Origin of the sequence: Pseudomonas sp. PSE14 (genome assembly GCF_029203285.1) — a bacterium.
Lineage (GTDB): Bacteria > Pseudomonadota > Gammaproteobacteria > Pseudomonadales > Pseudomonadaceae > Pseudomonas.
This window is the reverse complement of sequence record NZ_CP115669.1, coordinates 1,949,925-1,961,932: the sequence shown is the minus strand read 5'-3', so window position 1 is coordinate 1,961,932 and position 12,008 is coordinate 1,949,925. Positions and strand designations below refer to the sequence as shown.

12 protein-coding genes are annotated in these 12,008 nt (G+C 64.3%); 2 read left to right on the top strand and 10 right to left on the bottom strand.

Annotated features, from left to right (window positions below; genetic code table 11):
• Positions 1-147 precede the first annotated feature (147 nt).
• A complete protein-coding gene (locus O6P39_RS09220) occupies positions 148-1,803 on the top strand; it encodes an electron transfer flavoprotein-ubiquinone oxidoreductase (RefSeq protein ID WP_275611042.1) in 1,656 nt (551 codons plus the stop codon).
• Positions 1,804-1,921: 118 nt separating this feature from the next.
• Here the strand turns inward: O6P39_RS09220 and O6P39_RS09215 are convergent, their stop codons facing one another.
• The 5 genes from O6P39_RS09215 to O6P39_RS09195 all read right to left on the bottom strand — a co-directional run bounded on the left by O6P39_RS09215 (position 1,922) and on the right by O6P39_RS09195 (position 6,568).
• On the bottom strand, positions 1,922-2,488 hold the full coding sequence (locus O6P39_RS09215) for a DUF1285 domain-containing protein (RefSeq protein WP_275611925.1): 567 nt from the start codon (positions 2,486-2,488) through the stop codon (positions 1,922-1,924).
• A gap of 8 nt (positions 2,489-2,496) precedes the next feature.
• A complete protein-coding gene (locus O6P39_RS09210; protein ID WP_275611041.1) occupies positions 2,497-3,108 on the bottom strand; it encodes a DUF4823 domain-containing protein in 612 nt (203 codons plus the stop codon).
• Between the two features lie 106 nt (positions 3,109-3,214).
• Positions 3,215-4,675, bottom strand: coding sequence for a glycosyltransferase family 39 protein (locus tag O6P39_RS09205; RefSeq protein WP_275611040.1), 1,461 nt, complete (start codon positions 4,673-4,675; stop codon positions 3,215-3,217).
• A gap of 192 nt (positions 4,676-4,867) precedes the next feature.
• On the bottom strand, positions 4,868-5,836 hold the full coding sequence (locus O6P39_RS09200; RefSeq protein WP_275611039.1) for a radical SAM protein: 969 nt from the start codon (positions 5,834-5,836) through the stop codon (positions 4,868-4,870).
• Positions 5,837-5,929: 93 nt separating this feature from the next.
• Positions 5,930-6,568: a TetR/AcrR family transcriptional regulator gene (locus O6P39_RS09195; protein ID WP_152224531.1), complete on the bottom strand. Its 639-nt coding sequence runs from the start codon at positions 6,566-6,568 to the stop codon at positions 5,930-5,932.
• 84 nt (positions 6,569-6,652) lie between these two features.
• Here O6P39_RS09195 and O6P39_RS09190 point away from each other — a divergent pair, with 84 nt between their 5' ends.
• On the top strand, positions 6,653-7,786 hold the full coding sequence (locus tag O6P39_RS09190; protein WP_275611038.1) for an aminotransferase class V-fold PLP-dependent enzyme: 1,134 nt from the start codon (positions 6,653-6,655) through the stop codon (positions 7,784-7,786).
• 263 nt (positions 7,787-8,049) lie between these two features.
• Here O6P39_RS09190 and O6P39_RS09185 read toward each other — a convergent pair whose 3' ends face one another.
• The 5 genes from O6P39_RS09185 to mltG form a co-directional block, all read right to left on the bottom strand.
• On the bottom strand, positions 8,050-8,826 hold the full coding sequence (locus O6P39_RS09185) for a TatD family hydrolase (protein ID WP_275611037.1): 777 nt from the start codon (positions 8,824-8,826) through the stop codon (positions 8,050-8,052).
• Between the two features lie 74 nt (positions 8,827-8,900).
• Complete coding sequence (locus O6P39_RS09180) at positions 8,901-9,257, bottom strand: PilZ domain-containing protein (protein WP_009621447.1); 357 nt, start codon at positions 9,255-9,257, stop codon at positions 8,901-8,903.
• A 36-nt stretch (positions 9,258-9,293) separates the two neighbouring features.
• Positions 9,294-10,280, bottom strand: coding sequence for a DNA polymerase III subunit delta' (locus tag O6P39_RS09175; protein WP_275611036.1), 987 nt, complete (start codon positions 10,278-10,280; stop codon positions 9,294-9,296).
• Complete coding sequence (tmk, locus tag O6P39_RS09170) at positions 10,273-10,905, bottom strand: dTMP kinase (RefSeq protein WP_275611035.1); 633 nt, start codon at positions 10,903-10,905, stop codon at positions 10,273-10,275. Before tmk ends, O6P39_RS09175 begins: the two co-directional genes overlap by 8 nt.
• A 26-nt stretch (positions 10,906-10,931) precedes the next feature.
• Positions 10,932-12,008 (bottom strand): endolytic transglycosylase MltG, encoded by a 1,077-nt coding sequence (mltG, locus tag O6P39_RS09165; RefSeq protein WP_275611924.1) that lies wholly within the window; start codon positions 12,006-12,008, stop codon positions 10,932-10,934.

Sequence of the window (12,008 nt, the reverse complement as noted above, 5' to 3'; positions counted from 1 at the left end):
CAAACAAACGTTTGTATTGCGCTCGATAAGGGGTTTAGATATAGCAACAGGTCTAGCTATAATGCGCCCCGCTCTTACCGGGTGGGGGCACGCCCATCCCAATACCTACAAAATATGCCCAGAGCCTTGATTCAGGAGAGATCGATAGTGGAACGCGAATTTATGGAATTCGACGTCGTCATCGTCGGCGCCGGCCCTGCCGGTCTGTCCGCCGCTTGCCGACTGAAGCAGAAGGCCGCCGACGCCGGTCAGGAAATCAGCGTCTGTGTGGTCGAGAAGGGTTCCGAAGTGGGCGCCCACATCCTCTCCGGCGCCGTGTTCGAGCCCCGCGCGCTGAACGAGCTGTTCCCCAACTGGAAAGAGCTCGAAGCGCCGCTGAACACCCCGGTCAAGCGTGACGACATCTATGTGCTGAAGAGCCCGGAAGCGGCGGCCAAGGTGCCGAACTTCTTCGTGCCCAAGACCATGCACAACGAAGGCAACTACATCATCTCCCTGGGCAACCTGTGCCGCTGGCTGGCCCAGCAGGCCGAAGGCCTGGGCGTCGAGATCTACCCGGGCTTCGCCGCCCAGGAAGCGCTGATCGACGAGAATGGCGTGGTGCGCGGCATCATCACCGGTGATCTGGGCGTCGACCGCGAAGGCAATCCGAAAGAGGGTTACTACACCCCCGGCATGGAACTGCGCGCCAAGTACACCCTGTTCGCCGAAGGCTGCCGTGGCCACATCGGCAAGCAATTGATCAAGAAGTACAAGCTCGACAGCGAAGCCGACGCCCAGCACTACGGCATCGGCATCAAGGAAATCTGGGACATCGACCCGGCCAAGCACGAGCAGGGTCTGGTGGTGCACACCGCCGGCTGGCCGCTGAACGACGAGAACCCGGGTGGCTCCTTCCTCTATCACCTGGAGAACAACCAGGTGGTGGTCGGCCTGATCATCGACCTGTCCTACACCAACCCGCACCTGTCGCCGTTCGACGAGTTCCAGCGTTACAAGCACCACCCGGTGATCAAGCAGTACCTGGAAGGCGGCAAGCGCGTGGCCTACGGCGCTCGCGCCATCTGCAAGGGCGGCCTGAACTCGCTGCCGAAGATGGTATTCCCGGGCGGCGCGCTGATCGGTTGCGATCTGGGCACCCTGAACTTCGCCAAGATCAAGGGCAGCCACACCGCCATGAAGTCCGGCATGCTGGCCGCTGACGCTGTTGCAGAAGCCTTGGCCGCCGGCCGCGAGGGCGGTGACGAGCTGACCAACTACGTCGACGCGTTCAAGGGCAGCTGGCTGTACGACGAGCTGTTCCGCAGCCGCAACTTCGGCGCGGCCATCCACAAGTTCGGCGCCATCGGTGGCGGTGCGTTCAACTTCATCGACCAGAACATCTTCGGCGGCAAGATTCCGGTCACCCTGCACGACACGACTCCGGACTACGCCACCCTGAAAAAGGCCAGCGAAGCGCCGAAGATCGATTACCCCAAGCCAGACGGCAAGATCAGCTTCGACAAGCTGTCCTCGGTGTTCCTCTCCAACACCAACCACGAGGAAGACCAGCCGATCCACCTGCGCCTGACCGACCCGAGCGTCCCGGTTGGCAAGAACCTGCCGCTCTACGACGAGCCCGCGCAGCGTTACTGCCCGGCCGGCGTGTACGAAGTGGTGAGCAACGACGACGGCAGCAAGCGCTTCCAGATCAACGCCCAGAACTGCGTACACTGCAAGACCTGCGACATCAAGGACCCGGCCCAGAACATCACCTGGGTGGCACCGGAAGGTACCGGCGGTCCGAACTACCCCAACATGTAATACGTTGGCGGTAATGAAAAAGGCTCCCATTCGGGAGCCTTTTTTTGGCCTCATGCCCATGGCGGCGGGCGTGTAGCAGACTCAAAAAAGAACTACCAGACTCGTTCAGACTATGGAGTCACGGCTGTGGAGCGATGGGGAAGAACTCTCCCGAACTCCATACACCCAGCCATTCCCGCCCCTCGATTTCGCGGCTGACGGCCAGCTCGACCAGTTGATAGAACACGTTGCGATGGATCAGCGCTTCCAGATTCACCCGCACCAGCACGTAGGGCGACGGCTCCTGGGTCTGCGGGTCGAGTTCCACGCGAATCGGATGCGCGGCATCGGCCACCACTTCATCCTCGACGTTGGTGGTGAAGCGCAGCACCTGCTGCTCCCCCTCCCCCTCTACAACCAGGCTGATTGCGACGAACGGCGCGTCGTCGACCGTGATCCCGCACTTCTCCACCGGCGTGACCAGGAAGTAGTCGTCGCCATCGCGGCGGATGATGGTGGAGAACAACCGCACCATCGGCTTGCGTCCGATCGGCGTACCCAGGTAATACCAGGTGCCATCGCGGGCGATGCGCATGTCGATGTCGCCGCAGCAGTCCGGGTTCCACAGGTGCACCGGCGGCAGCCCCTTGCCCTGGGTGGCGGGAATCTGCGCCAGCAGGTTGCCGGCACGCTCCGGATTAGTCAGGGGGTCGGTCATTGGTACTCCTCGTGCGTCCTCACCCCCAGCAGGCTGCGGGCGTACTCTTCCAGCGGCGGCCCGATCAGGTCGTCGGGCTTGGCATCATAGAATGTCAGAAAACCGCCACGACTGCGGATAGTGGCACTGTCCACCAGATAGCGGTTGGCGGTTTCGATCAGCATCACCTGGATCACGCTGCGGTCGCGTCCCACGGCGTTGTCGGTATCTTCATACTCTTCGTAGCTGCCGACATTGTCCTCCCCGCGGGCGAAGCGGGTATAGAGCAGGTAGTTGGCGCCCACCGCCCGCGCCTCCTGCATCGCCCCCTCAAGCCCCAACGGCCCCTGGGCGCGCCGCACCATCGGGAAATACTCGACGAAGCCCTTGAACGCCTCCTCTGCCACCACGTTCGGCTGCGCATAAGCATGACCGGGCGGCACGAAAGGCCCCTGGGCGATGTAGATGAACGAGTCCGGCTGCAGGCGCCAGTTCCCCGTGCGACGAGTCTGGCTGTGGTCGAGGAAGCCGGCATCACCCGCGTAATAGCCGGTGCGTTCAGCCATGTCGCTGGGCGTCATGCAGCCTGCCAGGGCTGCCATGGCGAAGATCGCCAGAAGGGTGCGCATCTCTTGTCTCCACGGCCGGTGTCGAGAAACCGGCACTCGACCGCAGGATGCAGATTCCGCGCCACCCGCAAGCACGGCTACAGCGCTCGCGAGCCCCGGCCGCAGTTCAGCCATGGGTATTTCCCGCTATCGGCTGCTTGGCCGTATCGCCCCCGCTGCCGCAGGCGCCGCCCAGCAGAACGACCTGCAGCTCCTTGCGGCGACTGAGGTACTTCGGAACCGTGTCGCTGACGCAATGCGCCGACGCCTGCAGCGCGGCTGGCAATTTTCCGGGTACGAACAGCAGGCCAGCAGCGGTCGAGGTTGCCGAATCAGCCGACAGGCGGGTGACGGGGCGCCCTGCGTAATACACCAGGCGCATGTCCGGCACGTCGAGGCTATAGAGCGGCAGAGCGGGATGCGCCGCGGCAATCCGAGCGATTTCCGGCAACGCCTGGTATCGATAAGCGAAGACCGTGCGCTCAAGTACCGTGTAGAAGCCGACAAAGCCGAACAGCAGCAACAGGGGCCCCCACTGCATTGCCTTGCGCCGCCAGCCGCCCTGGCGGGCGAATACCTGCATCCAGTGGTAGGCCAGCAGCAATGCAACGCAGGGGTAGGTGGGCAGGAGGTACTTGGCGTGCTTGTCGCTGAACAGGGAGAAAACGATCAGCGGTACGAGAATCGCGCAAAGCGCCAGGGTCAGCTGCGGGCTCTGCCTGATCTGCCGCCACAGCTGCCGCGGCCCCGCCAACAACAACAGCCAGAACGGGAAGAAGTCACCGGCAAGATACAGCAGGTACGCATACCAGGGGTCGCTGCCGCCGCTGCCTTTGACCTTCTCGACGATGTCCTGCTGGAAGATCGCCTTCCAGACATCCATGCCCTCCTGCAAGGTCACGGCGGCATACCAGGTCGCCCCCAGCGCCAGGGCGATCAGCCAGCCTGGGATGTCGCACAGGTAGGACCGTGCGCGCTCCTGTCGCTGGATCAGGGCGAAGACCAGCACCGGCAAGGTCACCAGCAGCAGGCTGACCGGCCCCTTGGTCAGCAGCGCGCAACCAAGCAGGACGTAGCTCAGCAGGCTCCAGCGACGACGACCATCGATGAACAGGTAGACATAGGCGCTGAGCAGGGACAGGAAGCAGAACGCCGTCAACGCCATCTCGATTTCCGCCCGCCGGGCGAACTGGCTGAATCCCGCGTTGGCCGCCAGGAAAATGCAGGCGAACAGCCCAAGGCCGCGCCCACCGATCCCGCGCCCCCAGTAGAAGGTTCCGGCCAGCGTGGCGAGCGCCAGCAGCGCCGAAGGCAAGCGCACGGCCCACTCCGACACGGCGCCCGCCAGGTACACCGGAATCAGTGCCAGCCAATAGAAGAGCGGCGGCTTCGCCAGATACAGATCGCCGTTCATGTGCGGCAGCAGCCAGTCGTTCGCCTGGTACATCTCGCGAACCGTGACCGCCCGCCTCGCCTCGTTGACGCTGAGGAAAGCGATATCGCCATTGCCCCACAGACACAGCACCAACAGCAGCGCTACAACCACCAGGAACCAGAACCCCTGTTCCAGTTCGATACGTTCCTGCATCAATGCAACCTCCCGCGGTGCGACGGACAAGGACAGAGGATGGGGCGAAGAAACGGCCCGCGATGCGGAGCATCACGGGCCGGAATACGACTCAGGCAAGCGGCGGGCAGGAGCGAATCGGCCGGATGACCGCGCGCCGCCACGAAGCGGCGCCCATTCTGCTCCAGCCCGAGGCCGACGGAAACTCCCGGATCAGCCGCCGATGATCTTCATGACGGTGACGCCGCCGGAGAAGGCGACTTCCTGCTTGTCCGCCAGGGCACGCACCAGCAGGCGCTGGAGCGCTGGCAGGGCCTGGTGACGGGGTTTGTCGAGAAGATCGCCGACGTAATGGCGATTGCTCGACGACAGGCAGCCATGCAGCCAGCCGGTGGACGACAGGCGCAGGCGCGAGCAGGTACGGCAGAACGGCACGCTTTCGTTGGCGATCACGCCGAAGAAGCCCTGTCCCGGCACTTCATAGCGCAGTGCGGTGGCATCCACGGGCGCGTTAGCCTGGATGTAGGGGTGGCGCGAACCAATCAGCTCCAGCAGCTCCTGCATACCGATGAACTGCTGGTTGAAGGCATTCGGGTCGCGGGCCAGGTGCCCCATGCGCATCAGTTCGATGAAGCGCAGCTCGAAACCGTGCTCCAGGCAGTAGTCCAGCAGCGGCAGGACCTGGTCGAGGTTCTGCCCGCGCAGCGGCACCATGTTGAGCTTGATCTTCAGGCCCGCCGCACGAGCCTCGTCGAGCCCCTTGAGCACGGTTGCCAGATCACCACCACGGGCGATACGACGGAAGGCATCGGCATCCAGGGTATCGAGGGAAACATTGAGACGGCGGATACCGCAATCCAGCAGCAACGGCAGCTTCTTCGACAACAGCTGGCCGTTGGTGGTGATGGCGATGTCCTGCAGACCGAGGCGGCTGACGCCATGCAGGAAGGTGTCCAGCTTGGGACTGACCAGCGGCTCGCCACCGGTCACCCGCAGGCGTTCGATGCCGGCGGCTTCGATCAGGTAGGCGACGCCACGCACCAGGGATTCGGCCGACAGTTCGTCCTGGGCGGCGACCAGACGCTTGCCATCCGGCACGCAGTAGGTGCAGGCGTAATTGCAGGCGGCGGTCAGGCTGACCCGAAGGTTACGGAAGCGCCTGCCCTGGCGGTCGACGATCATGCTCGGCTCCGGTGGGGATCACCCGTTCAGTATATCCCCACCCTCACCCGCCGCCCTGTCGCACGAGCGACGATGGACAGTGCGAATATCGACTCAGGCGGCCGGTGTATCGCCGTCGCGCTTGCGCTTGTTGCCCATGCGCACGCCGATGTCCATGAGGAACTGGAAGAAGCCCTCCTGGTCCTCCAGTACCTCGCGCCAGAACGGCGAGTGATACAGCGCCACGGCGCCATGCACCAACGCCCAGGCCGCGCAGTAGTGGAAGTAGGCCGGCACGTCTTCCAGCTTGCCCGCCGCGATGCGTTCCTTGATCAGCTGGCTCAGGCGCTCGAAGTTGGATTCGCGGATCTTGTGCAGCTCCTCGACCATCTCCGGGACCTGGCTGGTCTTCACCACCTTTTCTTCCAGGCGGTCGAACAGGCGGTAGCGCTGCGGATCGCGCATGCGGAACTCGAAGTAGGCGCGCGACAGGCGTTCCTTGTCCCGTGCCACGTCTTCGGAATGGAACAGCGCCGCCAGGTCGCGCTCATAGTCCAGCATCAGGCGCAGGTAGATCTCCGCCTTGGACTTGAAGTGCTTGTAGATGGTGCCTTTGCCGATACCCACGGCATCGGCGATCATTTCGACCGTGACACTGTCTTCGCCCTGCTCCAGGAACAGCTTGAGGGCGGTGTCGAGGATTTCCTGTTCGCGACGACGGAATTCGCGAACCTTGCGCGGCTCTTTCTGCATAAAAAGACTGTTCGGTCAAAAATAGTCAAAATTCGAAGCCGCGTATTATGCCTATTCAGCGCCAAATTGCACGGATCATCCGACATGATTAGCTTCTCCCACGAATTTCCCCAACAGTCCGGCCTGCATTACCTTAATCACGCAGCTGTAGCGCCCTGGCCCAAGCGTGCGGCTGATGCCGTAGCTGCCTTTGCCCAGGAAAACGTCCTGCTCGGCGCCCGCGACTATCCGCAGTGGCTGACCATCGAGAAGCGCCTGCGCGAGCGCCTGGCGCGCCTGCTCAACGCCCCGACCACCGGCGATATCGCACTGGTGAAGAACACCTCCGAGGCATTGTCGTTCGTCGCCTTCGGCCTGGACTGGCGCGCCGGCGACCAGGTGGTGATCAGCGACCAGGAATTTCCCTCCAACCGGATCGTCTGGGAAGCGCTCAAGCCCAAGGGTGTCGAGGTCGTCCAGGTCAGCCTGAACGGCACCGATCCCGAGGGTGACCTGCTTGCCGCCTGCGGCCCGCGCACACGCCTGCTGTCGATCAGCGCGGTGCAGTACGCCAGCGGCCTGCGCATGGACCTGGAGCGACTCGGCGCCGGCTGTCGCCAGCGCGACGTGCTGTTCTGCATCGACGCCATCCAGCAGCTCGGCGCCCTACCCTTCGATGTCCAGGCCTATGACTGTGCCTTCGCCATGGCCGACGGCCACAAGTGGATGCTCGGCCCGGAAGGCCTCGGCGTGTTCTATTGCCGCGCCGCCGAACGGGAACAACTGGCGCTGCAGGAGTACGGCTGGCACATGCTGGAAAACGCCGGCAACTACGATCTGGACCACTGGCAGCCGGCGCGCAGCGCGCGGCGCTTCGAGTGCGGCAGCCCGAACATGCTCGGCGCCGTGGCGCTCGACGCCAGCCTGAGCCTGCTGGAAGAGGTTGGCATGGAGAAGGTCGGCGCCCTGGTTGGGGAGCGAGTGCAGCAGTTGCAGGACGGACTGGCGCGGATTTCCGGCGCGACGCTGCACAGCCCGCTGAATCCGAGCCGGCGCGCGGGCATCCTGACCTTCAGCCTGGCCGGCTGGGACAATGCCCGGCTACTGGAGCGCCTGCGCGCCGAACAGGTGGTGTGCATCCAACGCGGTGCCGGCATTCGCTTCTCGCCGCACTTCTATACGACGGAAAAGGTGATCGAGGAGACCCTGGCATTGATCGCCGGAATGGCGCAGGAATGAGCCCAGGTGCTCAGCCCGCTGTGATGTATTCCAAATCCGTTTAAAAAACACCCGGCCCCCTGTGGCAGCCGCGTCATCTTGACCAATACTTACAGATACCGGTGCGCGGCATCTCCCCCCAAGTGCCCCGCCGGTGAAGGTACCGAGGATCGCGTACCTTATTGTTACACTCCTAATGGTCTTGACCCGGATTCATCCCCCAGAACCCGGGTTTTTTTTGCGCGCGATTTTTGTAATCGAACAGCCGTGATCGGCGCCCGGGATCACTTTGCCAGCGGGAACAACCGGCGGAAGTTGGCGGTGGTCTGCTCGGCCAGGGTCTCGAAGCTCACGCCGCGCAGCACGGCCAGGTACTCGGCCACTTCGCGCACATACTCCGGCAGGTTCGGCTTGCCACGGTGCGGCACCGGGGCGAGGTACGGTGAATCGGTTTCCACCAGCAGGCGATCCACTGGCACCTGGCGCGCCACCTCACGCAGCTGCTCGGCATTGCGGAAGGTGACGATGCCCGACAGGGAGATGTAGAAGCCGATATCCAGCGCCGCTTTGGCCATCTCCCAGTCCTCGGTAAAGCAGTGCAGCACGCCAGCCTGCGGCAGCGCTGCCTCGCGCAGCAGCGCCAGGGTGTCGGCGCGGGCTTCACGGGTGTGGACGATGACGGGCTTGCCGGTGACCTTCGCCGCTTCCAGGTGCAGGCGGAAGGCTTCCTGCTGCAGTTCGGCAGCTTCGGGCTCGTAGTGGTAATCCAGGCCGGTTTCGCCGATGGCCACCACGCGCGGGTGACTCAGCTCTCCCAGCAGCCAGTCCAGCGCCGGCGCGGCGCCCGGCTCCAGGTCCAGCGGATGCACGCCCACCGAGCAGTGCACGTCGGCGTAGCGGTCGGCCAGGTCCTTCACCGCCTTGGCGTTGTCCGCGCTGACGCCGATGCACAGGAACTGGCTGACGCCGCGCGCACGGGCAGCGTCCAGCGCGGCATCCAGCGAACCGCCGTGGGCGGCGAGATCGAGGCGATCGAGGTGGCAGTGGGAATCGACCAGCATGAAAACACTCTCCGGAAAATGACGAAGCGCCCATTCGGGCGCTTCGTGCTTGCAGCCTGTATAGCCTGCGAATCTTACATGGTATGGGTCGGACGGTCCGACTTCAGCGCGCCGGCCAGGTAGGTCTCGATCTTGTTGCGCGCGGTATTGTCGCCATCGTTGAACTGCACGCCGATACCCGCCGCACGGTTGCCCTGGGCTCCCTTGGGCGTAATCCAGACCACTTTGCCGGCCACCGGGATCTTCTCCGGCTCGTCCATCAGGTTGAGCAGCATGAAGACTTCGTCGCCCAGCTTGTAGGTCTTGTTGGTCGGGATGAACAGACCACCGTTACGGATGAACGGCATGTAGGCGGCATACAATACGGACTTGTCCTTGATCGTCAGGGACAGGATTCCGTTCCGCGGACCCAGATTCGGTGGCAAGCTCATTCAGCTGTCCTGGCAGTTGTATCCAATGGGCGGATTCTAGCCCGGCCCGGGAAGGCTTGCCCACTGTACGAGCAAGGCTTCGAGAAGCAAGGCACGATTGAGGTTGGCTTTGTTCAGGACTTTCTGCCGCTGCGCGAGCAACCATTCCTGGATCGCCAGCACCTTGTGCTGTGCCGACTTCTCGGCGAGGTACTGCACCACCTTGCGCATATCGGTCAGGCCGAGGCCGGCCTCATCGCGCGCCAACTGATAGCGCAGGGTCAGCAAGGCCCAATCGCAGAACCAGTCGAACAGCAGCGGCAGGGGCAATGCGTTCCAGCTCTCCGCCAGCTGACTGGGGGCGACCTGTTGCTTGAGCAGCCTCTTCACCCCGTCCACCACCAGTGCGCGCTGCTCGCGAACGCCCTGCCCATGCAGGCGCAGCGCGGTGAGCGGCGAACCGCCGGCCAGTACCAGCAACTCGTCCAGGCCTTCCGTCGACTCCTCCGGCAAGGCGCCGGCCAGCCATGCACGGCTCTGCTCCGCATTCGGTTGCGGGCAGGCCTGCTGCACACAGCGGCTCTTGATGGTCGGCAACAGCCGGCTGGGCTGGTGGCTGATGAGCAGCAGCACCGTATCGCCGGAGGGCTCCTCCAGGCTTTTCAGCAGGGCGTTGGCGGCGTTCAGGTTCATCGCTTCGGCGGGTTCCAGCAGCACCACCTTGCGCCCACCCAACTGAGCGGTCTGCACCACGAAATCCACCAGCTCGCGCACCTGGTCGACACGGATGGGCTTCTCCGGCTCTTCCGGCTCCAGCAGGAAGAAATCCGGGTGGGTGCCGGCAGCGAGCAGCTGACAGGCCTTGCACTGACCACAGGCCTTGCCGTTCGTCGGCTTCTGGCAGAGCAGCAAGTGCACCAGCGTCTCGGCCAGCACACGCTTGCCGATTCCGGCCGGGCCATGCAGCAAGTAGGCGTGAGCATGCCGCTCGCGGCCGCTCAGTTGCTGCCAGAGGCCCTGTTGCCAGGGATAGATATCAGCCATGCAGGCGCTCCAGCAGGGTCGGCAGCAGCGCGTCCAGGTTGCATTGCACCTCGGCCAGCGGCTGGGCGGCATCGACGATGCGGTAGCGCGCAGGCTCGGCCTGGGCGCGAGCCAGGTAGGTGCTGCGCACGGCTTCGAAGAAGGCACGGCCCTCCTGCTCGAAACGGTCGAGCCGGCCACGGGCCGCGGCGCGGGACAGGCCGATTTCCACCGGCAGGTCGAAGACCAGGGTCAGGTCCGGGCGCAGACTGCCCTGGACGAAGCTTTCCAGTTGCGCGATGCGCTCCACCGGCAGGCCGCGGCCGCCGCCCTGGTAGGCGTAGGTAGCGTCGGTGAAACGGTCGCACAGCACCACGGCGCCGCGCGCCAGGGCTGGGCGGATCACCTCGGCGATGTGCTGGGCGCGGGCGGCGAAAACCAGCAGCAGCTCAGTGTCCACCGCCATCTTTTCATCGCTGGGCGCCAGCAGCAGTTCGCGGATGCGTTCAGCCAGCGGGGTGCCGCCGGGTTCTCGGGTCAGCTGGACTTCGATACCGCGCTCGCGCAGGCGTTCGGCCAGGTACTCGCGGTTGGTGCTCTTGCCCGCGCCTTCGGGGCCTTCCAGGGTGATGAACAGGCCGGTCACTCGGCTCTCCTTGATCTCTTGTCGGGCTACTGCGCCGCTGGGGCGTCGCCGGCGGGGGCGTTCGGTGCAAGCACCGGAGCCGGGCTGGAACGGTAATCGGCGCGACGCTTGAGCTGAAATTCCTGAACCGCCTTGTTGTGGTCGTCGAGGTTGTCGGAGAAGGCATGACTGCCATCGCCTCGCGCAACGAAGTACAAACTGTCACCCGGCACCGGATTGAGTGCCGCGTGGATGGCCTCGCGCCCCGGCAGGGCGATGGGCGTCGGCGGCAAACCGGCGATCACGTAGGTGTTGTAGGGGGTCGCCTCGCGCAGGTCGGCGCGGGTGATCTTGCCGGCGTAGCGATCGCCCATGCCATAGATGACGGTCGGGTCGGTCTGCAGCAGCATGTTCTTTTCCAGACGACGCACGAAGACGCCGGCGATTTGCCCGCGCTCCTGCGGTACGCCGGTTTCTTTCTCCACCAGCGAGGCCATGATCAGCGCCTGGTAGGAGTCCTTGTACGGCAAGTCCGACTCGCGCTTGTCCCACTCTTCGGCAAGGATGTTATCCATGCGCTGGTAGGCTTGCTTCAGCAAGTCGATGTCTCGCGTGCCCCGGACAAAACGGTAGGTATCGGGGAAGAAACGCCCTTCGGGGAAAACACCCGGCTTGCCCAGCTTGGCCATCACCTCTGCATCGCTGAGGCCGACCAGGGTCTGGCTGAGCTTGGGCTGGCGGGAAAGCAGCTCGCGCACCTGGTGGAAGGTCCAGCCTTCGACCAGGGTCAGGCCGTACTGCACCACGTCACCGTCGCGCCACTGGTCGAGCAGTTCGGCAGCGGTCATGCCGGGCTTGAGGCGGTATTCGCCGCTGTGCAGCGCCTCGCCGGAGAGGTTGAAGCGCCAGTAAAGGCGCAGCCAGAACCCGCCATGCAGCACGTCCTCGTCCTGCAGTCGGGTCAGCAGTCCGCCCGGCGTCGCCCCGGAGGGCGCGTCGAGCAATCGCTCTTCGGTGAGCTGGAGCGGCTGTTGCAGCGCGCGGTGCTGCTCCCAGGCCGCCAGGCCCAGCACGAGCCCGGCCAGCAGCAGGCCGCCTTCCAGCAGCACCAGCAATTTGCGCAT